The organism is Paractinoplanes globisporus DSM 43857 (genome assembly GCF_000379645.1).
In the GTDB taxonomy this organism is placed as follows: Bacteria; Actinomycetota; Actinomycetes; order Mycobacteriales; family Micromonosporaceae; genus Actinoplanes; species Actinoplanes globisporus.
Map to the genome: position 1 here is coordinate 18,484 of NZ_KB903333.1, position 23,180 is coordinate 41,663.

Here is a 23,180-nt window from a genome sequence, read left to right on the forward strand (position 1 = left end):
ATGCACGAGCTCGCGATCGCGGAAGACATAGTGAACGCAATATGCGACCGCGCCGACGGACGCCGTGTGCGACGCGTGACCGTCCGAATTGGAAAGCTGACCGCCGTGGTGCCCGCGGCCATGCGTTTCTGCTTCGACCTGGCGGTCGAGGGGACGGTCGCGGACGGCGCCCGGCTCGAGATCGAGGAGCGGGCCGGCGCGGCGCTGTGCCACGAGTGCGGGGCCGAGGTGGAGCTGCCCGACCCGATCCTGCTCTGCCCCTGCGGGAGCGCCGATCTGGCCGTCACGGCCGGGCGCGAGCTCCAGATCGTCTCGATGGAGGTGGGTTGACCCGATGTGCGCGACCTGCGGCTGCGGACACACTCACGATCATCATCATGAAGAGATCACGCTGGAGCAGAAGGTCCTGGCCAAGAACGACGAGCTGGCCGCGACAAATCGAGCCTTTCTCGAGAGCCGCGAGATAACGGCCGTGAACCTGATGAGCTCACCCGGCTCCGGCAAGACGACGCTGCTGGAACGGACCATCCGCGACCTGGCCGCTGCCGCACGGCCGGTCGCGGTGGTCGAGGGCGATCAGGAGACCCGGCTCGACGCCGAGCGCATCAGCAGGACCGGCTGCCCGGTCGTGCAGGTGAACACCGGTGCCGGCTGCCACCTGGACGCGGCCATGTTGCGCGACGCCATCGACCGCCTCAGGCCGGAACGGCGGGCACTGCTGTTCGTGGAGAACGTGGGGAACCTGGTCTGTCCGGCGTTGTTCGACTTGGGGGAGCGGGGGAGGGTTGTCATCATCTCGGTGACCGAGGGGACCGACAAACCGTTGAAGTATCCATACATATTCGCTGCTGCCGATCTGGTTGTGGTGAACAAGGTGGATCTCTTGCCGTACGTCGACTTCGACCTCGGCGCCTGCCGTGCGCACGTCGCCTCGGTCAACCCGAAGGCGGAGGTCCTGGCGCTGTCCGCGACCCGGGGGGACAACATCGAAACCTGGTATCAGTGGCTCGGGGCTAATTGACGCTCGGTTCCGGGTGGCGTTCCCACACCGGGCAGAGCTCGGCGCCCTCCAGCGTGCGCAGCACCCGCAGCACCCGATCGGCCCGCAGGTAACTGGCGATCTCGGCGGTGACGTCGTGCATGGCCGCGATCGGCGTGACCACCACCGGAAGGCTGCCCGCGTCGAGCAGCCGTTCCACGGTCGCCGCGTCCCGCAGCAGGTCGCCGTGCCGGTGCCGCACCCGCATCGCGACGACCTCGTGCCGGGGAAGACGGGAACGCAGGTCGGCGACCATGGCGTGCTGCACCGATCGGACGTGGGAGCCGAAGACGACCAGGAGTTCGTCGTCGACGGCGAGCGCGGCGAGGTGGGACATCACCATCTCGGGATGCCAGGCGGCGTCGCTCTCCCGGACCTCGGCCACCGTCACGGTCGCGCGGGCCTGCGCCTCCCACCAGCCGGCCTCCGGCTCGCGGATCACCATGGGGACGTGTGAGCGGGTCGAGGTGCCGCGGGCGCATTCCATCGGTATCGCCGTCAGCGCCCGTCGCGCTGTGAATCGATGCCAGATCAAGGCAGTCCCACCTCTTGAGTCGTCGCTGGGCGGCGCGCCGGGTCGTCACGCCATGTAGCCGGTGGTATCCGGCACGGTCACCAGGCTGCACGACGGCAGGTCACGGGCACCAGACCCACTGCTGTCCGCCCAGATGTGGTTCGGATCCCCTACCGCACGATCATGCGAAGCGCCTGGTCAGCGGCCTCATCGGACAGTTGTGTCCACCAGGTTCGGAGGCGCTTCGTGCTCCCGGGGGATGTCACGGAGCAACCGTCAGTGCGCGGCGACCCGCAGCGTGAAACCGCGAAGCGTGCGAATCAATGGGGCATATCCGGCGGCCGGAGCGGTCTCGGGCGCGGTCGATTCCATGAACGGCATGAACTTGTCCGGGAAGCCGGGCATCGTGCACGCGATGCAGATGCCGCCCACGTTCGGGCAGCCGCCCACGCCGTTGATCCAGCCGCGCTTGGCCACGTTGCAGCGCACGACCTGACCCCAGCAGCCGACCTTGACCAGGCAGTTCGTCGAGCCGTACCCGGTCGCGAAGTCGCTCTGGTCGTAGAAGGACGCCCGGTCGCAGCCGGAGTGGACGGTCGACTCGAACAGCCAGCGCGGCCGCAGCGACTCGTCCAGCGCCATCTCCGGCGCCTGGCCGCCGAGCTGGTAGAGAAGTTGCAAGATCGTCTCGGCGAGATTGTCCGGCTGGGTGGGGCAGCCCGGCACGCACACGATCGGCAGCCCGGCCTTTGACGTCCAGTCCCAGCCCAGGTAGTCGGGCACGCCCATGGCGCCGGTCGGGTTCCCGGCCATCGCGTGCACGCCGCCGTACGCCGCGCAGGTCCCCACCGCCATCACGGCCGTGGCCTTCGGCGCCAGACGGTTCAGCCACTCGCCGGCCGTGATCGGCTGCCCGGTCTCGGGGTCGTTGCCGAACCCGCTCCAGTAGCCTTCGGCCTTGTTGGTCTCGTCGGGCACCGATCCCTCGACGATCAGGATGAACGGGTCGAGCTCGCCCCGGTCGGCCCGGTGCCACCACTCGATGAAGCTGCCGCCGCCCCCGTCGGGCCCGCTGTCGAAGTCGAAGTACGGCCAGTGCATGGCGATCGGTGGCAACCCGGGCAGGGCGCCGGCCACGATCTCCTCGATGCTGGGCTGGGTCGCGGCGGTCAGCGCCACCGACTCGCCGTCGCAGCTGAGGCCGCCGTTCATCCAGAGAATGTGCAGAACCTGCTCATTCTCGTCCGCGGGCGGGGTGTCCACCGGCCTTCACCATCCGATCCGAGATCGAGGGCGATGTTATGCAACTTGCGCGGAACGCGAAAGCCCGTCATCACTCGATCGAGTGCGTCCCATCACCGTAAGCTCGCCACAGGGAATCTGCGACGGAGGGCTGATGGTCGAGAACATCGAGATCCTGCCCATCGAGGTGGTGGAGCAGGCGTTCCCCGCGCGCCCGGCCGCGCTGCCCGACGTGCGCGACTTCGTGCGCCGCCAGCTGACCGGCACTCCGGTGTCCGACGACGACATCCGGATCCTCTGCGAGCGGGTCGCCGAGGTGCTGCTGGACGGCGCCGGCGAGGCGGGGACCATCCAGGTGTCGCTACGGATCTTCCCGGACGCCGCCGAGGTCGACGTGCTGTTCGCGCCCGACGTCGCCCCCGTGCGGATCCCCCGGCCGCCCGTGCCGGCGCAGCGTCCCGCCGTCGCGCCGATCTCCCCGGCGCCGGTCGAGCGCACGACGTTCGCCAAATGGCTGGCCGGCCGGCTGCACGAGGAGGGCCTGACCATGGAGGCCGCGGCCCGCCGGCTCGACGTCTCCACCAAGACGATCAGCCGGTGGGTGGCCGGCAGCACCGAACCCCGGCTGCGCGATCTGTACCGCATCCGGGAGACCTTCGGCGAGCCCCTGCCCTGATGGACACCCCCTACCTGCTGATCGACATCGGGGTCGCGGTCGAGCAGTACCGCCGCATCTCCGCCGCCTTCCCCGAGGTGCCCGTCTACTACGCGGTCAAGGCCAACCCCGAGCCGCTGCTGGTGCGCGAGCTGGTCGCGGCCGGGTGTCACTTCGACGTGGCCAGCCGCAACGAGGTGGATCTCTGTCTGTCGGCGGGCGCCGATCCCTCCGTGCTGTCGTTCGGCAACACCATCAAAAAGGCCGAGGACATCGCGTACGCGTACGGGAAGGGTGTGCGGACTTTTGCCTTCGACAGTCTCGGCGAAGTGCAGAAGCTCGCCGAGCACGCCCCCGGATCCACCGTGATCTGCCGGGTGCTCGCGTCGAGCAAGGGCGCCCGCTGGCCGCTGAGCCGCAAGTTCGGCTGCGCACCCGAGATGGCCGCCGACCTCATCCGGTGGGCGGCGCGGAACGGGCTCGACCCGGCCGGGGTGTGCTTCCACGTCGGCTCGCAACAGCTCGATCCGGGCCGGTGGGAGCCGAGCATCGCCGAGGCGGCCGCGCTCTACTCGCTGCTCCGGGCCGAGGGCATCGCCCTGCGACTGCTCAACTGCGGCGGCGGCTTTCCGGTGGACTATCTCGCGGCGGCGCTGTCCATCGAGACGTACGCCTCGGTGATCGCCACCGCCGTCGACCGGCACTTCCCCACGCACCGTCCCCGCCTGATGATCGAGCCCGGCCGGTACATCGCGGCGCCCTGCGGGGTCCTGCACACCGAGGTCGTCCTGGTCTCCCGCAAGTCCTATGCCGACGAACCGCGCTGGGTCTACCTGGACGTCGGCCGCTTCGGCGGGCTCGCCGAGACCGAGGACGAGGCGATCCTGTACCGCCTGACCACCCCGCACGACGGCGCCCGCACCGCCCCGGTGATCCTCGCCGGCCCGACCTGCGACAGCGTCGACATCCTCTACCAGCACACGACGTACGAGCTGCCGATGGCGCTGCGCCCCGGCGACCTCGTGCGGATCCACGGCACCGGCGCCTACACCGCCACGTACGCCTCGGTCGGTTTCAACGGTTTTCCCCCGCTCCGCACGGTCGTGCTGCCGTTCACAGATCGGCCAGCACCCGGCGAATCTCCTTGATCGCCGCGTCCCGGGTGAGGCCGGAATCGATCAGCGCGTCGGCGGCGTCGTGGTAACCGGCGATCGCGTCCTTGTCGCGGACCAGCAGGTTGCGTAGCGGCGACTCGACGAAGACCACGTCCGGGTCCTCGGCGCCGGGGAACTCGAGCAGCTCGAAACCGCCGCCCGCACCGGGCATCATGCCGTGCTTGAGCGGAACCACGACCAGCCGTACCCGCTGGTCGGCGATCACCTGGATCAGCCGGTCGAGTTGCACCCGCATCACCGCCCCGCCACCGATCCGGCGCTCCAGCACGGCACCGTCGAGCACGGCGGTCAGCTGAACCGACCCCCCTCGCTTGTCGAACTCGACCTGGCGCCGCAGGACCAACTCAAGGGCGCTCTGCACTCCCGGGTCGTCCGGTTTCTTGCCGGCCGCGGCGGTGAGCGCCATCCGGGCGTACGCCTCGGTCTGCACGAGATCGGGGATGTGGAGCGCCTGGTAAGCGGTGATGCGCGCGGCGGTGCTCTCGTAGGCGACGAAGTCGCGGACCTCGGGCTCCAGCTGGAATCCGCTCCACCACTGACGGCGGCGCGCGGTGACCGCGAGCTCGGTGATCGTCGCGACCTCGCCCGGGTCGTCGATGCCGTAGATCTGCAGCAGCGCCTGCGCGTCGAGCGGCTGAACGGTGACGGTGCCCGTCTCGATCCGGTTCAGCTTGGACAGTGACCAGTGGGTGCGCGCGGTGACCGCGTCGGGGCTAAGGCCGCTGAGCCGGCGCAGCTCGACGAGGCGTGACCGAAGCCGTTCCCGAGCGATCGCCTGGCCGACCTGATCCGGCATACTGCCCGCCCCCGTCTCGCCCGCGCGACGCTCCCGGTTCCCTCCACGTTACCCCGCCGTTTCCAGCCCGAGTGTTAACTTTCGATCTCCTGGCGGATCTCCCGCACCAGCGCGACGGCGTCGGCCCCGCGCAGGCCGATGCCGATCAGATCGTCAACGATCGGCCGGTAGAGAGCCCGCACGTGGGCGCCGCGCACGATGTGGTCGCGGATCGCCGACTCCAGCAGGACCGTCGTCAGGCTCGCGTCGTCGCCGAACTCGAGCAGCTCGAACACGCCGCCCAGCCCGGAGTGCCCGCCCAGCCGCGTCGGCAGGACCACGAGCATGACCTGGCCGCTCTCGGCCGCCGCGGCCAGCCGGTCGAGCTGCTCGGCCATCACCTCGGCGCCACCCATCGCGCGGCGCAGGACGACCTCGTCGACGATCGCGACGAAATCGGGGGCGTCCCCGGCGGCCGCCCGCGCGGCGATCCGGCCCTGCCGCTCGGCGCGCACCTGGGCCCGGGCCACCACCGCCGGGTCGGTCTCGGGCAGCCGCAGGATGACGGCGGTCGCCGCCCGGGCGTACCGGGGCGTCTGGAGTGGACCGGGCACGTGCAGCGGCTCGTAGATGCTGATCCGGGTCGCCTCGGCCTCGTAAGCCACGTAGTCCTGGTACTCGTCGGTCAGCCCGTGCCGCGCCCACCACGGCCGCGACCAGGCGATCTGGGCGAGCAGCAGCAGGCGCTCGGCCTCGGCGTCGTCCACCTCGTAGCGGGCCAGCAGCGCCGCCACCTCGAGCGGCGGGAGCAGGCGCAGGCCGGACTCCACCTCGTTGATGTGCGGCTGGTCCACCTCGTCGTGGGAGAGGCCGCGGGATTCGCGAAGCTCGCGCAGGTGTGCGCGGAGCCGGTCGCGGGCGATCGCCGGTCCGATGATGTCTGGCATGACGAGGCCTCTCTGCGTGCGGAGGTCCGACTACGGCGTCGTCCTGAGGTGGGGTTATGGAGGGAGAGGGGCTCCTCTCACAAGAGCTGAGGCGACTGATCGTTCGTTAAGGTCGTGAGTGACAACCACGATACCGACAACGTTTCGATCGTGAAGAGAAGTGCGACTGTCCTGGTCGGAAATGGACCATGACCGGTTACATGATCCGTGAATTCGGACCGCTCACTGGCGTAAGGCCCTGACCGCGTTGGCAACGGCGCGATCGAGGCTGTCGCCGGCCGCGTCGGTGGCCAGCAACTCCTTCATGATCTCACGGAACGGTGCCGTTTCCTCCGCGTCGGTGAGGAGGAACTCGATGGCCGGCGTCTCGATGAAAACCACGTCGAGGTCGTCGTCCTCGGAGAAGGTCAGCAGCTCGAACGAGCCGCCGAGTCCGGGGTGGACGCCGAGTCGGAACGGCAGCACGACGATCTCGATGTCGGGCTGGGCGCCGACCTCGACGAGGTGGTCGAGCTGGGCCGCCATCACCTTGTCGCCTCCGACCGGGCGGAGCAGCACGCCCTCGTCGATCACCTGGCTGATCCGTGGCGGGGTGTCGCCGGCGAGGCGCTCGCGCAGCGTCTCCTGCCGCTTGAGCCGCACGTCCACGATCTTGCGGACCTCCGGGTGGCGCGGCGGCTTGCGCAGGATCGACGAGGTCAGCGCGATCGCGTACTCGGGCGTCTGGAGCGCGGGCGGGACGAAGGTGGCCTGATATCCGTTGAGGTGCGAGGCGTCGTTCTCGAACGCGATGAAGTTGAGGAAGTCCTCGTCGAGGTGCTCGTGCTCGTCCCGCCACCACATGCGCCGGCGGGAGGCCACCGAGAGCCGCACCAGCCGCTGGACCTCAACCGGATCGCTCACGCCGTAGTGGTGGGCGAGCGCCTCGACCTCGATCGGCTGGATGGTCACCTTGTTGTTCTCGATGCGGTTGAGCTTGGAGAGCGACCAGTGCATGGCCCGGGCGACCTCGGCCGCGGGCCGCTCGTCGCGCAGCTCACGCAGCTGGTTGGAGAGCCGCATGCGGGCGAGCGCGGGTCCGACGCCGTCGGTCATGGGTCCTCCCTCCGGTGATCGTTGTACAACCCTAACCCATGACCTGCAAAGTGCAGTTGGGAATTTGCCGCCATGGGACTATGCTCGCTGAGGTTCGGCCCTTGAGTTCCACAAAAAAGCGGACGAATTTGGTCATATACTGCTTCCCGGCCGTGTGCAACGGCGCTTCCGGCCGGTCTAGATAGGTGGTGAACAGACCGTGGACGGTCGTGAGGACACGCCACGCTGGCGCACGAGCACCCGCAGCAGCGGCGGTGCCTGTGTCGAGGTGGCTCCGCAACGCGACACCATCCTGGTCCGCGACTCGAAGGACCGGCACGGCCCGATCCTCGCCTTCGATCGCGCCGTTTTCGCCGCGTTCATCGACGGCGTGACACACGGCGAGTTCGACCTTCGTAACTGACTCGCGATGACCTCAGCAACGGACCTGTCCGGCGCGGTATGGCGCCGCAGCAGCCGGTCGACCGGCGACCACGACTATGTCGAGGTCGCCGACAACCTGCCCGGCATCGTCGCCGTCCGCGATTCCCGTAACCCCGCCGGGCCTGCCCTGGTCTTCACACTGCGCGAGTGGGAGGCCTTCGTCGGCGGTGCCAAGGACGGCGAGTTCGACCTCTGACCCGCGTCACTCCGGCACGCACGACGCGAACTCGATGCCGTAGGGCGTCGCGGCCGGGCCCGTGCAGATGTCGCGGGTGATCCTCTGCGGGCCGAATTTGTCCTGTCGGGTGTCGGTGACCAGCTCGATCTTGCCGTCGGTGCGGACCGTGTAGGTGAAGGGGATCGGGTCGCCCTCGGTGGTCGGGCGGGTCACGCGGAGCTGGGCCGGGCGCCCGGCGCGGGCGGCGTCGAGCAGGCATGAGGTCGTGCCGGCGGGCAGTTTCTCGCCCTGGCCCAGGACGAACGTGCCGCAGTCGACGGGGCCCGGCGCGCCTTTTTGTCCGGCATCGGCGGTTTCTCTGGCATCGGCCGTCTTTTCGCTGGCATCGTTCGCGCAGGCCGCCATCATGCCCAGGGCGGACGCGGCCAGGGCGGCGGTGAGGATTCGCGTGGCGTGCACGGGGATCCGACGCGCCGCCCGGTCCGCGCGTTCCGTTACTGCACCGGGTTCCAGCCGTCGGCGCCGGCCAGGTACTTCTGGGAGGTGTAGTTCGCGGCGGTGGAGGCGCTCATCTGGGGGCGGTCGGAGGTGCCCTGCGTGGCGCCGGCGCCGGAGTTGTTGTACTCGGTGAAGCGGCACGTCTTCCAGGAGAAGCCGCTCATGTCCTGCCAGGCGCCGGCCTGCCGGATGTGGCCGCCCAGCGCCGAGTCGCGCACCAGCACCTGGCCGATCGCGTCGGTGGCGCCGCCGGCGTGCCAGCAGCGGCCGAGTGCGACGGTCTGGGCGGCGGCGGGCGAGGACAGGGTCGAGCGGGTGATCAAGATTCCGTACGGGTTGGACGCGTTGGTCGCGGCGGCCGTGATGTAGCCGTTGTTGCTGCTGCCGCGGTCGAGCGAGCGGATCGTCGAGCTGTCGATGACCAGCGCGCCGTTGCCGTAGATGAAGTCGACCGCGCCCTCGATGTAGCTCTTGTAGACGTACTGCCGGACCTGCTTGCTGCCGGTGCCGCCCCAGGAGAGGAACGTGTCCTGGTACCCGAGCAGCCGGACGTTGCGGTAGACCTGCCGGTCGCCGCCGGCATAGAGAGCCAAGGCCTGAATTCCCGAGCCGTACGTGTTGGCAATGGTCACGCCGGTGATCGTGGTGTTGGCGGCCAGGTTGAGCACGGTGGCGCTACCGGACGCGCCGCCGGACCCCTGCGGCGTGTTGCCGGTGATCACGATGTCGGTGGCGGTGCCGGTGGCGCCCTTGATGGTGACGCCCGACTTCGACGCGGGGATCGACACCTGGCCGCGGTACGTGCCGGCCTTCACCGAGATGGTGTCGCCGGACTTGGCTACGGCGAGCGCGGCCTGGATGGTGGTGTAGTTGCCGGACCCGTCGGCGGCCACCACCCAGGTGGTCGCGGCCCGGGCGGGCGAGGCCGAGGCGAGAATGAGCGCGGCGGCGAGCAGCGCGATCGTGGGACGACGCATGGGGGACCTCCTCCACCGGCGTGTCCCACGCCACCCCGGTGATCGTTGTTATCGTTCACAGCGCACGATAACCATTGACAGAGATCGATGCAATCAGGTGGCGATCGAGCCCACCGGCTCCAGCCCGAGCCAGTCCGCCAGCTCCTTGATCTCCGCCGTCACCGCGGCCTCGTCGAGGGCGACGTCCTCGTGGATCGCGTCCACCCGCAGCACGCCCGCCTTCCGGTCGGCGGTGGCGTCGACCTTTCCGACCAGCTCGTCGCCGGCCAGGATCGGCAGCGCCCAGTACCCCCACCTGCGCTTCGAGGCCGGCTTGTACATCTCCAGCTGGTAGTCGAAGCCGAACAGGCCGGTCATCCGCTTGCGATCGAAGACGAGCCGGTCGAGCGGGGACAGCAGCGCGACCCGGCCCTCGAACGGCTGGTCCAGCTGGGCGGGATCGACCCGCCACCGGCCGCGGACGCCCTCGACCACCGCCGGTTCCCCGACGAACGGCTCGACCTGGGCGGACCGGCCGCGCACCAGGCCGAGCGAGGTCAGCTCCCGCTCGTCCCGCCGGCGCAGCGCCTCCTCGAGCGGCACCACCGGGTCGTCCGGGTAGACGCGCTCGGCCAGGTCCCAGAGCCGGTCGCCGCGGCGGCGGCCGGCCAGCGCCACCTCGCCGCGCTGCACCATCAGGTCGAGCAGCCGGTCGAGGTTGCGGTTGTTGTTCCAGCCGCTCGACCGCCACGGCACCGCACACGTGTCCGGCAGCTCCCGGATCGTCAGCGGTCCGTCCGCGTCCAGCCGGGCCAGCACGTCTCGGCGGCACGCGTCGTTGGCGCGTACCCAATCCCTGATTTGCTCTTGCCAGCGGACGAGCTTGCCGGTACCGGGCCAGGCGGCCATCTCGGCGCGGTAGAGCGCGATGTCCTCGGCCGGGCGGATCATGCCGCGCAGCTCCAGCAACTGCCGGCCGGCCAGCGCATCGGTGAGATCGGCGGGGGAGTAGCCCGAGCCGATGCGGCTCCAGGAGACCAGGTGCGCGCTGGGTGCTACCGCCGCGGTCGGATCGGCCTGCAGCAGCGTCAGCCCGTGCACCATGTCGAGCAGATTGTCGGGGCGCGCCGCGTCGAGCAGCTGGGCCCGCACCGCGATGCGTCGCGCCTCCGCCCGGGAGAGCTTGTGCATGGGAAGAAAATCTATCGCCCGGGGATGGCCGGAAGGGCCAGACCGATGGCGCGATCGCCGTCGAGGAACATCAGGCCGCGCGCGGCGAGCTCTTCAAAGACCTTTTCCACCATGTCGTACGCGATATCCAGCGCACCGGCGACAGCGGCGACCGAGCGGGGCCGATCGTCGCAGGCCAGGTAGATGGCGGCGACCGGATCGGGGAACGTGTAGGTCCCGGCCGCGAAGGTGGGGCGGCGGTCCCGGATCTGGAGCAGGCCGGGAATGGCGCGATAGGTCAGCTCCGGCCGCTCGCTCGACGACCAGAGCGCCTTCCACCGCTCGACCTCGTCCCGCACCCCGGCGTAGACGGCGTCGTCGAGCTGCTCCGGCCACTCGAAGAAGTACGCGGCCCGGGACAGATCGACCGAGGGCGGATAGACGTATCGATAGCTCGGCTCGGGCTCGTAGGAACCGGCGTTGAACAGCGGGCTGAAACGCTCCAGCCAGATCCGGTCGGCCGAGTCCGGCGGCTGCAGGTGTACGAGGTGCGGAATGGCGGCGGCCTGCGCGGCGTAATCGTCGGGCGTCTCGCCGGGGAAGCCCCACAACAGGTTCCAGGCCACGTCGATGTCGTAGTACCGCGCCCACTTCAACAGGCAGACGTTCTGTGCCGCGCGTACGCCCTTGTCCATGAGGCCCAGCACGCGCGAGCTGAGCGACTCGAGCCCGGGTTGCAGCCGCCGGACCCCGGCCCGCGCGAGCAGGCGTAGATCGTCCCGCGAGAGGTTGGCCTTGACCTCGTAGAACAGGTCGTATCCGGACGTCGTGAGCGCCGGGATCACGGTCGTGAGGTAACGCGGGTCGAGGATGTTGTCGACCGCCTCGAACCGGAAGGTGCGGTAGCGGCGGGACAGGGTCTCCAGCTCGGCGAGGACCTGCGCCGGCGGCTTGCTGCGGTAGGCCATCGTCTCGCCGTTGAGGCCGCAGAAGGTGCAGTGGTGCTTGGCGCCCCACCAGCAGCCTCGGCTCGACTCGAACGGGAGCAGCACGGTGTCCCGGTCGAGCAGGCCGAGCCGCTCGGCCCGGGCGAAGTACTCGTCGAAGTCGGGAATGCCGGACGGAGGGCCCGCCGATTCGGCCGCGAAGCCGGACAGTTTGGACAGCAGGGCGGGAAGAGCCTCCTCCCCGGGACCGGAGATCACATGGTCGACGACGTCGATGGCCCGCGCGTACTCCTCGCCCATCGCGCCCTCGAAGTTCGCCCCGCCGAAGATGGTGACCAGCGCGGGATAGCGCTCCTTGAGCCGCCGGGCGAGCGCGAACGACGCGGTGTTCTGCTGAAATGTCGAGGTAAATCCAACAAATCGGATTTCCCGCCACAGCGGATCGGCGGCCAGAGCGTCGAGAAACTCGGGCACCATCCGGTCGCGCAAGGCGAGCAAGTCAACCGGCGGGCAGAAGTCCGTCACGAGCGCGCCGTCCGGATCGGGAGCCGCCGGCCCGAAGGCTGCCACCGAGAACAGCCAGTCGCCGAACTGCCGCCCCCGATGCGTCGCGAGCTCGCGGTACGCCGACACCCCGATCAGCGCCGCGAAGTCCAGGCCGGCGTGCATCACGCGTACCGGAAAACCGGCGGAAGCCACCGCCGGCGCGAGCAATCCGAGCTGGAGGGAGGGCCGGTCGCAGTCGGCGAACGGCATCGAGACCAGGGCCACCGGCGGCGCGCCGGCCACGGTCACCGCCCGATCTTCCCCAGCTGGACCTTGACCACGTCGTCCGACCCGTCGCCGCCGCCGGACGCGGTCAGCGTGGGCGCGAACGCCTGGTCGAAGATGGTGGCGAGGTCGGGGAGGGTGCCGCTCGTGGTGACGCTGACCCCGGGGGTGCTACGGGTGACCGCGGTGTCGGGCAGCGTGCGGCCCAGGGAGTCGGCGGCGATCGCGAAGAGGGCCAGCAGCACCGTCTGCTCGTGCTCGGTCAGGCTCAGGGTCGCGATCTTCTCGGCGAGGGAGTCCAGGTCCTGTCGGGTGATCTTCGTGGTCGTCATGGTGACCTCCGCGAACCATGCTGGGCGCGGCCCGCGCGGTGGTCAAGGCGCGGTCAGCAATCGGTCACGCACCGCCGCGGTCTCCGGGTGTTCCAGGGTCTCGAAGATCTCCAGCGCCTCCCGCCAGCAGTCCCGTGCGGCGTCGGGCCGGCCGGCCTCGCGGCAGGTGTCGCCCAGCGAGACCAGCGTGTCCGCCTCGTTGTACCGGTCGCCGAACTCGCGGTAGAGCCCGGCCGCCCGCCGGTAGTGCACCTCGGCCGCCGGGTACGCGCCCAGGCTCCGGTGGATGAAGCCGAGGCTGTCCAGGGTCTCCGCCTCGCCGAACCGGTCGCCGATCCGCCGCTGCCGGTCGAGCGCCGCCTGGCACCGGGTCAGCGCCCGCCGATGGTCGCCGAGCCGCGCGTGGAACCAGCCGACCGCGTTGAGCGCCCGCCCGACCCCGGCGTCGTTCCCGGCGGCGAGGTGCGAGGCGAGCGCGAGCCGGGCCCGGTCGAGCGCCTCCCGGTCGCGGCCCTGCCGTTCGAGAACCCAGGCCGCCGTCCGGTGCACCCGGGCCCGTCCACCCGGATCGCCGACCCGCGCGTACTCGGCGAGCGCCGCGTCGAGCTCGGCCGCCGCCTCGGCGAACCGCCCGAGCCGCACCAGGGCCGAGCCGAGCATCCGATGGGTCTCGGCCCGCGACGCCGGATCGGCGAGCCGGCCCGCCGCCGCCAGCGCCGCCCCGAGCACGTCGACCTTGTCCTGCCAGTGCCCGGCGTAGTCGAGAAAGGACACCATCGTCCAGGCCAGCCGCACCACCGTCGCCTCGAAGCCCTTCTCCCGCCGGGTCAGCGCGAGCAGCACCGGCCGCTCGCCGGCCAGCCACGCCGCCGCCTCCCGCCGGTCGGCGAAATCGGCCATCGTCACGCCGGCCGCCGGCGGGTCCGGCGTCACCCGGTCGTCGCGATGCGGCTTGAGCAGCACGTCCGCGCGATGCGCGGAGTGCAGATAATGATCGAGCAGGCGGGTGGTCGCGGCGTGCCGGTCCGCCGCCGGGTCCTCGTCGCGATGACGCCCGATCGCGTACGCGCGGAGCAGGTCGTGCAGCTCGAAGCGTCCGTGGGCGCGCTCGCCGATCAGATGCGCCCCGGCCAGCTCGGCCAGCCCCCGCCGGGCGTCCGCCACCGGCTCGCCGGCGAGGCTGGCCGCCGCCTCGACGCCGAACCCCGGTCCCGGGTGCGGCCCGAGCAGCCGGAACAGCCGCGCGGCCGGCGGGCTGAGCTGCCGGTAGGACCAGTCGAACGCGGCCCGCACGTCGACCGACCGGTCCTCGGCCGGCGCGTCGAAGCCCCGCCGCACCTCCTCGGCCACCGTCGCCAGCGAGAGGCGCGGCCGGGTCACCGCGCGGGCCGCCACCACGGCCAGCGCCAGCGGCAGCCGGGCGCACGCGCCGATCAGCGTGGTCACCGCGGCCGGCTCGGCCGCGACCCGCTCGGCGCCGAGCCGGGCGCGCAGCAGCTGCCGGGACGCCGCGAACCCGGGCACGTCGAGCGTGACCGGCCGGGCGCCCTCGGCCACGACCAGCCCGGTCAGGTCGTTGCGGCTGGTCACCACCGTGAGGCAGCCGGGGGTGCCGGGCAGCAGCGGGCGCACCTGCTCGCTGCTGCGCGCGTTGTCGAGCAGCACGAGCACCCGCCGGCCGTTGAGCAGGCTGCGGTACAGGGCGGTCTGCCCGGCCAGCGCCGGCGGGACCGCGTGCGCCGGCACGGCCAGCGCGATGAGGAAGTCCCGCACCACCTCGCCCGGGTCGGCCGGCTCGCCGTCCGGGTCGAAGCCGCGCAGATCGGCGTAGAGCTGGCCGTCCGGGAAACGGGCCCGGGCGCCGTGGGCCCAGCGCACGGCCAGGCTGGTCTTGCCCACCCCGGCGGTGCCGGCGAGCACCGCGACCCGCGCCTCGTCGCGCCCGTCCACCAGGGCGTCGAGCCGGTCGAGCTCGTCCTCCCGGTTGACGAACTCGGGCAGCCGGGCCGGGAGCTGGGCGGGCGCGACCCCGGTCTGCCGAGTGGTCTCCCGGCTGGTCTCGCTCGGGTCGAGGGCCGGATCGGCGTCGAGCATCCGGCGGTGCAGGCGCTGCAGGGCGGCGGTCGGCTCGACGCCGAGCTCGTCGCGCAGCAGCCGGGTCAGGCCGCGGAACTCGTCGAGCGCCGCCTCGCGCCGGCCGCCGCGATAGAGCGCCAGCATCAGCAGGCCGCGCAGCCGCTCGTTCATCGGGTGCTCGGACACCAGCCGGCGAGCCTCGTCGGCGACCGTCGTATCGCCGAGGTGGCCGCCGTGCGCCTCGCCGAGGTGGCCGCGGGCCGGCTCGCCGGGGTGGCCGCGGGCCGGCTCGCCGGGGTGGCCGCGGGCCTTCTCGCCGAGCTCCAGCGCGGCCTCGAGCCGGTCGGCGGCCACGGTCAACCGCAGGTCGTCGAGCCGGTGCCGCTCGGCCGCCAGGAACGGGCCGGGCAGGCCGTCGCAGAACGGGCCGCGCCACAGGTCGAGCGCCGTCCGCCACGCGGCGACGGCCCCGGCCGGGTCACCCGCATTCCGGGCCGAGCGGCCGGCCGCGACCAGGCTCTCGAACGCGTCGAGATCCCGCGCGTCCGGCTCGACGGCCAGCAGGTATCCGAGGTCGGTCCAGCTCAGCGGACGGTCCGGCGCCAGGACGGCGCGGAGGGCGGAAATGTGTTTCTGGAGCTGGTTCACCGCGTACGCGGGCGGCTCCTCACCCCAGACGGCCCTGATCAATCGGTCCCGGCCGAACGGCCGGCGGGGTTGCAGCAGCAGCGTGGCCAGCACCGCCTGCCGCTGCGCCGAGCCCAGCCCGACGAGATCGTCGCCGCGCCGGGCCCGCAGCGGACCGAGCAGCTCGAACCGCAGGGCCGAGCCCATCCGACCTCCCGATCCAGCCCGCGTTCCAGCGGTCGTTCCAGCGGGGCACGCGACGCTCGGACTACGAGCCGGCCCGCAGGGGGCGAGCCGGTACGACGAGGGGGAACCATGCCCAACCTAACCGACTACACCGTCGTCCAGGACAGCTCCGTGACGCTGCCGAAGTCCAACGGCGACATCGACCACGACTACCCGAAGTTCGGCGCGGCCGGGCTCGGCTCGGGGCGCTCGATCCTGCTGCTCAAGGTCGATCCGAACGGCACCGCCGAGCTCAAGGTGACGCTGAACAACGCGGACGTGCTGACCACGACGTTCAGCACCGACCCGACGCGCACCTGGCACGAGGTCATCGACGACGGTGTGCTCAAGGAGAGCGACAACGTGCTGACCATCACCCGCAACGACGGCGACGGCTCGCTGACCGTCTCCGACGTCGTCATGATGTACCAGCACGAGATCTGATCATTTTCGGGCCGCGCCGGGTTAGCCGGCGCGGCCCCCGGTTCGTACAGTGGGCCCGTGGTCGATCGCCTTGATCTCCTGCCCGCGTCCGAGGAGCACGCCTATCGGCTGCTCGTGCGGATGGCCGGGGCGGGCACGGAGGAGTTCGCCGAGCGGGCCGGGATCGGGTCCGGCGAGGCGACGATGCTGCTCGAGACGCTGCAGCGCAAGGGCCTGGTTACGCCGGGGCCCACGTTTCACGCGCTGCCGCCCGACGTCGCGCTCGGCGAGGCCCTGCTGCGCGAGCAGGAGGCGCTCGAGTCGGCGCGGCAACTGGTGGCCGCGCTCAGCGAGGAGTACCGCAGCAGCACCCGGCGGCGTAGCGCCGATCACCTCGTCGAGATCGTGGTGGGCGCCGACACGCTGCGCGAGCGGCTGCGCGACCTGCAGGACTCCGCGCGCGACGAGATCCTCTGGTTCTGCCGGGCCAACCCGCTGGCCATGCAGGGGCCGGACAACGCCGAGGAGAAGAGCGCGCTGACCCGCGGCGTCCGGTACCGCGCGATCTACGAGCGCGCGCTGCTGGACAAGCCGGGCGAGCTGGCCGGGATCGCCGAGGCGGTGGGCTGGGGCGAGCAGGCGCGGACGCTTCCGCTGCTGCCGGTGCGGCTCGCGGTCGCGGACGGCTCGCTGGCCATCTGCCCGCTCGTGCCCGACGCCGAATGGGGCGTCGCCGAGCCGACCGCCGCGCTGGTGCGCTCGGGCGAGTTGCTCGGTGCGTTGATCGCGCTGTTCGAGAGCTACTGGGAGCGGGCGACGCCGATCGACGGCGGCGGCGCCGAGGAGCCGGACAAGCTGCTGCTTTCGCTGGTCGTGGCGGGCATGCCGGACAAATCGATCGCCACCCATCTCGGCGTGAGCAAGCGGACGGTGCAACGTCGCCTCGACCGGCTGATGTCGGTGGCGGGCGTCGACAGCCGGCCGGGGCTCGCCTTCCAGGCCGCCAAACGAGGCTGGCTCTGACTTCGCCGCGGCGGCGGCTTCAGGTGCGGCGTCGTTCGGCGGCTTCGGGCGCGGCCGCGTTCGGCCGCTTGGGGCGCGGCCGCGTTCGGCGGCTTCAGGTGCGGCCGCGTTCGGCGGCTTCAGGTGCGGCGTCGTTCGGCGGCTTCGGGCGCGGCGGCATTCGGCGGCGGCTTCAGCCGCGGCGGCAGAACGTGACTCGGCGGAGCGTCAGCCGGTGGAACGCGCACCTGAAGTTTCGCCGGGAGGCCGCCCGGCGAAAGGTGCGCCGCAAGCTGATCCGGCGAAAATCCGTCCGGGCGACGGGGATGCCCGGCCGCACCGGCGCCACACACCCGGCGCCGGCCGCGGGGGCGTGCGGACGGACGTCGTCGGTGCGAAGCGTTGTCGCCGGCGCTGCTGGGGTGGTGGCGCGGGCGGGTGCGGCCGGGGTCTTCGGTAGCCCCGCGACGGCCGGCAAGGTGCCGGGCGGCATCCTGAATCTCCTTCGCATCGGGGCAGCGGTTCAAATTTTGAGGAGGCCCGGCCTCCCGCCAACACCCCATAGCCGTGCCGCACAAGCGCCATGGCGCGATGTGGACACCGCCTTCAATGCGTCCAGTGGATGAAACGGTCGAACAACTCGGCCGCCGGACCGTTCGGAAGGTCGCCGACCGCGTTGTCGAGCTGCCCCCACATGTGCACCGCGAGCGTGAACCGATCCATCCGCTCCGCGAGATGGTCGCGCGCGCTGGCACAAGGCCACGGGGCTGCGCAACGGTGGCAGCGCCACGAGGGCCGGTCGGGAACATGGTCCGACGCCACGTCCGTCAGTCTGCGCGCGCATTTTTACCCGGTCAATTACGCAGCCGTACGGCGTCACCGCAAAGAGTGACCTCGTGGCATCGATCGGGCAGAATGCCGCCGTGGACAGTCCCACGTTCGTGAGGTTCCAGCTCGGCGCCCAGCTGCGCCGGCTGCGCGACGAGGCCAAGGTGCCGACCGAGCGGGCGGCCGACGTCATCGAGGTGTCCGCGAGCACGCTGCGCCGGATCGAGTCGGGCCGGGTCGGCATCAAGGGCCCGGCGCTGACCGCGCTGCTCAACGAGTACGGGGTGACCGACGCCGAGCTGCGCGAGACCCTGCTGTCGATGGCTCGCGAGGGCAAGCGGCGCGGCTGGTGGGCGAAGTTCGGCGACCTGCCGCAGGCCTACCGGCAGTACATCGGCCTCGAGTCGGCCGCCGACCAGATGCAGAACTTCGAGACCATTGTGGTGCCGGGCCTGCTGCAGACCGAGGCGTACGCCCGGGCCATGACGAACTCGGACGCCTTCAAGCCGACCCCGTCGTCGATCGAGCAGCGCGTCCTGGTCCGGATGGAGCGCCAGAAGCTCATCAGCCAGGGCCGGCTGAAGCTGATCGCGGTCATGGACGAGGCGGTCCTGCACCGGCAGATCGGCGGGCCTCGGGTGATGAACGATCAGCTCACCGCCCTGCTCGACGCCGCCGAGCTGTGGAACGTCACACTCCAGGTGATTCCGTTCCGGGAGGGCGCGTACGCATCGATGCTCTCCTCGTTCGCGATCCTCAGTTTTCCCGACCACGCAGGAGTGGTTTACATCGAAGGTCTTACCGGGGACCTTTACGCTGAGGGTGCTGACGTGGAGCGATGCACGATCGTCTTCAACGACCTGCGATCGTCGGCATTGTCGCCGTCCGAGTCAGCCGCGATCATCCGGAACATCCGCGATGCGGAGCAGTAGCCAAGGAGTCAGGATGCTCGACCAGAACTGGCGCAAGAGCACGCGCAGCGGCAGCAACGGTCAGTGTGTCGAGGCCCGTCGGATGGGCGAGACCATCCAGGTGCGCGACAGCAAGAACACGTCGGGCCCGGTCCTCTCGTTCACGCTGAACGAGTGGAGCGCCTTCACCGCGGGCGTGAAGCGGAACGAGTTCGACCACTAGTCGTACGGATAAAGCTCGCTGTTGACCTCGGTGGCGCGGATCAGGGCGCGCCAGACGAAGCCGAACTGCTGATGATCGCCCGTGCCGAAGACCACGACGCGGCGGCCGTGCAGCGTCGCCTGGATCTCCTGGTAGCGGGGGTTGCGCCGGGAGTCGCCCCAGACGCCGATCACCATGCCGCCGGCCGAGACGAGACCGGCGGCGATCATCATGGCCGAGCCGAAGATCGCCGCGATCGGCACGGCGATCGCCAGCTCCAGGCCCGCCGTCACCGCCGCGACCCGCACCATCGGGTAGCGGTAGGTGAGACAGCGGGTCATGTGGTGCAGCTCCGGGACGGGAATCCGTAGCCCGTCGACGTGGATGTGCCAGCTCGTGACCGTGATGCCGGGCCCCCGGTACAGCACGCGGAACGCCGGTTTTCTCCTGCTTGCGCTGCTAGTGGACATCAGTGCCCCCCTCGTGACCCCGTGAGACCAATATGACGGCCGAAGGCTACTTGCAGGTAGCCTTCGGCCGTCAGCGAATCACTATGTGCGAAAACCTATCTGCAATTTGCAGTCCGCACATGTCACGGGGAGGGGCGGTCAGCTCGCCGACTCGCGGTTGAACAGCTTCTTCGACCAGAGGTAGCCGCCCAGGGCCATCGCGGCGCACCAGAGGAGCGCGATCCACCAGTCGTTGCCGATCGGGGTGCCCATCAGCAGGCCGCGCAGGGTCTCGATGATCGGGGTGAAGGGCTGGTGCTCGGCGAACCAGCGCAGACCGGCCGGCATCGAGTCGGTGGGGACGAACCCGCTGCTGAGGAACGGCAGCAGGATGAGCGGCATCGGCGCGTTGCTCGCGGTCTCGACCGTCCCGCTGACCTGGCCGAGCGCGACGCACAGCCAGACCAGCGAGAAGGTCACGATCACCAGGAAGCCGGCCGTGAGCAGCCACCCGCCCAGCCCGGCGTCGGGCCGGAAGCCGACCAGCAGGGCCACGCCGATCACCGCGGCCAGGGCGATCATCCCCTGGATCACGCTGCCCAGCACGTGCCCGGTCAGCACCGACACCCGGGCGATGTGCATCGTGCGGAACCGGGTGATGATGCCCTCGGCCATGTCCATGGCGATCGAGATCGCGGTGCCCTGCACCACGGACGCGATGGTCATCAGGATGATCGCGGGCGTCACGTAGTTGGCGTACGTGTCGCGCCCGCCGCCCCCGCCGCCCCCGCCGAGCCCGGCGCCGAGCGTGCCGCCGAAGACGTAGACGAACAGCAGCAGGAAGACGACCGGCATTCCGATGAGCAGCACCGTCATCGACGGATATCGGAGCATGCGCTTGAGGTTGCGGCGCAGCATCGTCGCGGAGTCGCGCAGCGGGTGGAAGCGGAGGTCGGCCGGAGCCAGGGTCTGGGTGCTCATCGCACGGTCACCTTCTCGTCAGTGAGGGCCAGGAAGACGTCGTCGAGGTCGGGGGTGTGCACGGACAGCTCGTCGACCTCGATCGCCCGCTCGTCGAGCCGGTCGATCAGGGTCTTGAGCGAGCGCAGGCTGCCGTCGCTGGGCACCCGCAGGGAGAGCGCGTCGTTGTCGCGCGAGGCCTGGCCCAGGACGCCCAGGGCTGCGTCGACACCCTCCGGGCCGGCGAACTTCAGCCGGACGTGCCCGCCGGGGATGCGGCGCTTGAGCTCCTCCGCGGTGCCCTCGGCGACCACCCGGCCGCCGTCGAGGACCGCGATCCGGTCGGCGAGCTCGTCGGCCTCGTCGAGGTATTGCGTGGTCAGGAAGATGGTGACGCCGTCGGCCACCAGGTCCCGGACGATCTGCCACATGTCCCGGCGGCTGCGCGGGTCGAGCCCGGTGGTCGGCTCGTCCAGGAAGATCACCTCCGGGCTGCCCATCAGCGTCATCGCCAGGTCGAGCCGCCGCATCATGCCGCCGGAGTAGGCCGACGACGGCTTCCGGGCCGCGTCGGTCAGGCCGAACTGGTCGAGCAGCCGGGCGATCCGGCGCCGGCCCTCGGCCCGGCCGAGCTGGTGCAGATCGGCCATCAGCCGCAGGTTCTCCTCGCCGGTGAACAGCTTGTCCACCGCGGAGAACTGGCCGGTGACGCCGATCGAGGCGCGCACCGCGTCCGGCTCGCGGGCGACGTCGTACCCGGCGACCCGCGCCTCCCCGGCGTCGGCGCGGCTCAGCGTGGACAGGATCTTGACCGTGGTGGTCTTGCCGGCGCCGTTCGCGCCGAGCAGCGAGAAGACCGTTCCGGCCGGGACGTTCAGGTCGATCCCGTCGAGCACGACGTGGTCGCCGAACGATTTGCGCAGCCCGGTGACGGCGATCGCCGGCCGGGAGGATGTGCTGGTCATCATTCCCTCTTCTCGGAGTCAGGCGTGGTGGACGGTGATGTCGCCGAAGGAGGTGTGCGCGCGGACCTCGACCCGCTCGGCGGACTCCTCGGGGCCGGGCGCGCTCTCCATCTGGTTGCGCACGTGCCCGAACCCGGTGTTCACCTCGAGCCAGGCGGCCGTGCCGCGGGCGATGCCGACCTCGAGGTCGCCGTTGGAGCTCCCGAGCACGACCGAGCCGCGGACGACCTCGCCGAGGTGGATGGCGCCGTTGGCGGTCTTGGCGTCGACGCCGCCACCGGCCCGTCCGACGTGGATGTCGCCGTTGGCCGCGCGTACCCGCACGTCGCCGCCGACCGCGTCGATCGTGGTGTCGCCGTTGGAGTTCTTGACGATCGCGCTGCCCGCGACCTCGCCGATCTGGATCTTGCCGGTGCCGGTGGAGGCCTCGACGTTGCCCGGCGTGCCCGGGCCCAGCGCGGCCGTCCGCTCGAGCCAGACGCCGCCCGCGGAGGTCTTGAGCTTGCCCTCGCCGAGCGTGCCGTCGCAGCGGATGTCGCCCGCGACGACCGCCGCGGACACCCGGGAACCGGTCGGCAGCTCGATCGACACGTCGACCGACCGGATCTTGCGGGAGAAGTCCCACCGGTGTCGCGGCCCGGTGACCCGGAGCGTGCCGTTCGCGTAGTCGACCCGGATCTGCCGCGCCTCCTGCACATCGGCCTCGTCGGCCTCGTCGCTCGGGCGGACCTCGACGACGGTGTCGGTGCGGTCGCTCGCGGCGATCCGCACGAAGCCGACGCTGAGGTCGAGGGTGACGGAGATGGGCTCGGGCGTCTCGAAAGTAGGCATGGTTGTCCCCGATTCATGGGTTGGTGGGTCGTCCCCGCAGGCCGGAGACGCGAAGTGGTGACGGTGTCGGTGGGCCGGGTGCGGTCAGCGCACCCAGCCGGTGAAGCCCTGCTTGGCCCGTTTCACGGCGTTGGGCGCCTCGGGCCGCTGCTCGCCGGCGGGCCGCTGGAGCCCGGCGGCCGCCGCCCGGACCAGCCAGGCGTTGACCGAGCGGCCCTCCCTGGCCGCGGCTTCCTCGATCGCGGCCTTGAGCTGCTCGGGCAGGCGAACGTTGATGCGCGCGGCCGGGCCGTCCTCGGCGAAGGACAGGTCACCGCCCGCAGTGTCGGCGACCGGTGCCTCAGGCTCGGCGGTGGTCGGCAGGGTCACCACGAAGCTCGGATCGCGGCCCCGCAGTCGCAGCTCGACCGAGCCCGGGGCCATCTCCCAGGTGATCTCGTCGGCCGCGCCCGACAGCGCCTCCAGCAGGGTCATCCGGATCGCCGACTCGAGCGACCCGGTCAGGCGCTCGACCAGCGCACGCGCCTCGTCGCCGTTGGACTCGGCGAGGGTGGCGAACTCGCGTCCGAGGTTGTTCACATACGAGGTCAAGTCCATGGCACCATCATGGCACCGGATGGCACCACGCGCAAGCCTTCTTGGCTCAAATGTGGTGCCACTTTGGCACCACGCCACCTGACCAGCGCATTCGTGGGTGATGCGGCCGACCGGCCGGGTTGTGCGGGGTGGCGGTGATGCGGCCGGCTCGGCTCAAGGGGCGGTCGCGCGGCGCCGTTCGATGGCGGCTGGCGTTTCCATGCGCAACCAGGCACGGCCGCAGCCCACGGTGGGGGAGCGGCTCACGGTGGGAGGGAGCGGCTCACGGCGAGAGAGAAAGGCTCACGGCGGGCGGGAAGGGGCCGGAGGGGTCGGCGTTGGCCGGAGGGGTCGGGGTGAGCCGGGGTGTCGGGGGTGAGCCGGGGGG

26 protein-coding genes are annotated in these 23,180 nt (G+C 71.0%); 10 read left to right on the forward strand and 16 right to left on the reverse strand.

What is annotated here, in order from left to right; translation table 11 throughout:
- A complete protein-coding gene (locus A3CQ_RS0140550) occupies positions 1-330 on the forward strand; it encodes a hydrogenase maturation nickel metallochaperone HypA/HybF (protein WP_020516697.1) in 330 nt (109 codons plus the stop codon).
- Positions 331-334: 4 nt separating this feature from the next.
- Positions 335-1,021, forward strand: coding sequence for a hydrogenase nickel incorporation protein HypB (gene hypB, locus A3CQ_RS0140555; protein WP_020516698.1), 687 nt, complete (start codon positions 335-337; stop codon positions 1,019-1,021).
- Here hypB and A3CQ_RS0140560 read toward each other — a convergent pair.
- The gene (locus tag A3CQ_RS0140560; RefSeq protein WP_020516699.1) at positions 1,014-1,526 is read right to left on the reverse strand and encodes a hypothetical protein; all 513 of its coding nucleotides are present in this window, start codon (positions 1,524-1,526) and stop codon (positions 1,014-1,016) included. The genes hypB and A3CQ_RS0140560 overlap by 8 nt on opposite strands.
- Before the next feature lie 303 nt (positions 1,527-1,829).
- Positions 1,830-2,816: an NADH-quinone oxidoreductase subunit B family protein gene (locus A3CQ_RS0140565; protein WP_020516700.1), complete on the reverse strand. Its 987-nt coding sequence runs from the start codon at positions 2,814-2,816 to the stop codon at positions 1,830-1,832.
- A 133-nt stretch (positions 2,817-2,949) separates the two neighbouring features.
- Between A3CQ_RS0140565 and A3CQ_RS0140570 the strand changes: the two genes are divergently transcribed.
- Both A3CQ_RS0140570 and A3CQ_RS55785 read left to right on the forward strand, forming a co-directional pair.
- Positions 2,950-3,471 carry a helix-turn-helix domain-containing protein gene (locus A3CQ_RS0140570; RefSeq protein ID WP_020516701.1) on the forward strand — a complete coding sequence of 174 codons (522 nt, stop codon included), beginning with the start codon at positions 2,950-2,952 and terminating at the stop codon, positions 3,469-3,471.
- Complete coding sequence (locus tag A3CQ_RS55785) at positions 3,471-4,598, forward strand: type III PLP-dependent enzyme (RefSeq protein ID WP_020516702.1); 1,128 nt, start codon at positions 3,471-3,473, stop codon at positions 4,596-4,598. Before A3CQ_RS0140570 ends, A3CQ_RS55785 begins: the two co-directional genes overlap by 1 nt.
- Here A3CQ_RS55785 and A3CQ_RS0140580 read toward each other — a convergent pair.
- The 3 genes from A3CQ_RS0140580 to A3CQ_RS55795 all read right to left on the reverse strand — a co-directional run bounded on the left by A3CQ_RS0140580 (position 4,564) and on the right by A3CQ_RS55795 (position 7,442).
- Positions 4,564-5,421 carry a helix-turn-helix domain-containing protein gene (locus A3CQ_RS0140580; protein WP_020516703.1) on the reverse strand — a complete coding sequence of 286 codons (858 nt, stop codon included), beginning with the start codon at positions 5,419-5,421 and terminating at the stop codon, positions 4,564-4,566. The two genes, A3CQ_RS55785 and A3CQ_RS0140580, sit on opposite strands and share 35 nt — an antisense overlap.
- A 74-nt stretch (positions 5,422-5,495) precedes the next feature.
- The gene (locus A3CQ_RS55790) at positions 5,496-6,347 is read right to left on the reverse strand and encodes a helix-turn-helix domain-containing protein (protein WP_020516704.1); all 852 of its coding nucleotides are present in this window, start codon (positions 6,345-6,347) and stop codon (positions 5,496-5,498) included.
- Positions 6,348-6,569: 222 nt separating this feature from the next.
- Positions 6,570-7,442 (reverse strand): helix-turn-helix domain-containing protein, encoded by an 873-nt coding sequence (locus A3CQ_RS55795; protein ID WP_020516705.1) that lies wholly within the window; start codon positions 7,440-7,442, stop codon positions 6,570-6,572.
- Positions 7,443-7,641: 199 nt separating this feature from the next.
- On the opposite strand from A3CQ_RS55795, the gene A3CQ_RS0140595 reads away from it, so the two are divergent.
- Positions 7,642-7,845, forward strand: a complete 204-nt coding sequence (locus A3CQ_RS0140595; protein ID WP_020516706.1) for a DUF397 domain-containing protein — start codon at positions 7,642-7,644, stop codon at positions 7,843-7,845.
- 6 nt (positions 7,846-7,851) lie between these two features.
- Positions 7,852-8,061, forward strand: a complete 210-nt coding sequence (locus A3CQ_RS0140600) for a DUF397 domain-containing protein (protein ID WP_020516707.1) — start codon at positions 7,852-7,854, stop codon at positions 8,059-8,061.
- Positions 8,062-8,067: 6 nt separating this feature from the next.
- Here the strand turns inward: A3CQ_RS0140600 and A3CQ_RS0140605 are convergent, their stop codons facing one another.
- The 6 genes from A3CQ_RS0140605 to A3CQ_RS0140630 form a co-directional block, all read right to left on the reverse strand.
- Positions 8,068-8,502 (reverse strand): DUF4362 domain-containing protein, encoded by a 435-nt coding sequence (locus A3CQ_RS0140605; protein WP_020516708.1) that lies wholly within the window; start codon positions 8,500-8,502, stop codon positions 8,068-8,070.
- Positions 8,503-8,537: 35 nt separating this feature from the next.
- Positions 8,538-9,518, reverse strand: coding sequence for a pectinesterase family protein (locus A3CQ_RS0140610; RefSeq protein WP_020516709.1), 981 nt, complete (start codon positions 9,516-9,518; stop codon positions 8,538-8,540).
- A gap of 93 nt (positions 9,519-9,611) precedes the next feature.
- Complete coding sequence (locus tag A3CQ_RS0140615) at positions 9,612-10,688, reverse strand: DNA glycosylase AlkZ-like family protein (protein ID WP_020516710.1); 1,077 nt, start codon at positions 10,686-10,688, stop codon at positions 9,612-9,614.
- An 11-nt stretch (positions 10,689-10,699) separates the two neighbouring features.
- Positions 10,700-12,409, reverse strand: coding sequence for a RiPP maturation radical SAM C-methyltransferase (locus A3CQ_RS0140620; RefSeq protein WP_020516711.1), 1,710 nt, complete (start codon positions 12,407-12,409; stop codon positions 10,700-10,702).
- On the reverse strand, positions 12,406-12,717 hold the full coding sequence (locus tag A3CQ_RS0140625) for a hypothetical protein (protein WP_020516712.1): 312 nt from the start codon (positions 12,715-12,717) through the stop codon (positions 12,406-12,408). Before A3CQ_RS0140625 ends, A3CQ_RS0140620 begins: the two co-directional genes overlap by 4 nt.
- Before the next feature lie 42 nt (positions 12,718-12,759).
- Complete coding sequence (locus A3CQ_RS0140630; protein ID WP_020516713.1) at positions 12,760-15,627, reverse strand: AfsR/SARP family transcriptional regulator; 2,868 nt, start codon at positions 15,625-15,627, stop codon at positions 12,760-12,762.
- Positions 15,628-15,735: 108 nt separating this feature from the next.
- Here A3CQ_RS0140630 and A3CQ_RS0140635 point away from each other — a divergent pair, with 108 nt between their 5' ends.
- The 4 genes from A3CQ_RS0140635 to A3CQ_RS0140655 all read left to right on the forward strand — a co-directional run bounded on the left by A3CQ_RS0140635 (position 15,736) and on the right by A3CQ_RS0140655 (position 19,032).
- A complete protein-coding gene (locus tag A3CQ_RS0140635; RefSeq protein ID WP_020516714.1) occupies positions 15,736-16,089 on the forward strand; it encodes a hypothetical protein in 354 nt (117 codons plus the stop codon).
- 57 nt (positions 16,090-16,146) lie between these two features.
- Positions 16,147-17,091: a helix-turn-helix domain-containing protein gene (locus A3CQ_RS0140640; RefSeq protein WP_020516715.1), complete on the forward strand. Its 945-nt coding sequence runs from the start codon at positions 16,147-16,149 to the stop codon at positions 17,089-17,091.
- A gap of 902 nt (positions 17,092-17,993) precedes the next feature.
- Complete coding sequence (locus A3CQ_RS0140650; protein ID WP_020516717.1) at positions 17,994-18,830, forward strand: helix-turn-helix domain-containing protein; 837 nt, start codon at positions 17,994-17,996, stop codon at positions 18,828-18,830.
- Between the two features lie 13 nt (positions 18,831-18,843).
- The gene (locus A3CQ_RS0140655) at positions 18,844-19,032 is read left to right on the forward strand and encodes a DUF397 domain-containing protein (protein WP_020516718.1); all 189 of its coding nucleotides are present in this window, start codon (positions 18,844-18,846) and stop codon (positions 19,030-19,032) included.
- Here A3CQ_RS0140655 and A3CQ_RS0140660 read toward each other — a convergent pair.
- The 5 genes from A3CQ_RS0140660 to A3CQ_RS0140680 all read right to left on the reverse strand — a co-directional run bounded on the left by A3CQ_RS0140660 (position 19,029) and on the right by A3CQ_RS0140680 (position 22,813).
- Positions 19,029-19,481 carry a DUF6232 family protein gene (locus tag A3CQ_RS0140660; RefSeq protein ID WP_157296918.1) on the reverse strand — a complete coding sequence of 151 codons (453 nt, stop codon included), beginning with the start codon at positions 19,479-19,481 and terminating at the stop codon, positions 19,029-19,031. The genes A3CQ_RS0140655 and A3CQ_RS0140660 overlap by 4 nt on opposite strands.
- A gap of 138 nt (positions 19,482-19,619) precedes the next feature.
- Positions 19,620-20,441, reverse strand: a complete 822-nt coding sequence (locus tag A3CQ_RS0140665) for an ABC transporter permease (protein ID WP_020516720.1) — start codon at positions 20,439-20,441, stop codon at positions 19,620-19,622.
- Positions 20,438-21,388, reverse strand: coding sequence for an ATP-binding cassette domain-containing protein (locus A3CQ_RS0140670; RefSeq protein ID WP_020516721.1), 951 nt, complete (start codon positions 21,386-21,388; stop codon positions 20,438-20,440). The genes A3CQ_RS0140665 and A3CQ_RS0140670 overlap by 4 nt, the downstream gene beginning before the upstream one ends.
- Positions 21,389-21,403: 15 nt before the next feature.
- Positions 21,404-22,216, reverse strand: a complete 813-nt coding sequence (locus tag A3CQ_RS0140675; RefSeq protein ID WP_020516722.1) for a DUF4097 family beta strand repeat-containing protein — start codon at positions 22,214-22,216, stop codon at positions 21,404-21,406.
- Positions 22,217-22,300: 84 nt separating this feature from the next.
- On the reverse strand, positions 22,301-22,813 hold the full coding sequence (locus A3CQ_RS0140680; protein WP_020516723.1) for a YlcI/YnfO family protein: 513 nt from the start codon (positions 22,811-22,813) through the stop codon (positions 22,301-22,303).
- Positions 22,814-23,180 lie beyond the last annotated feature (367 nt).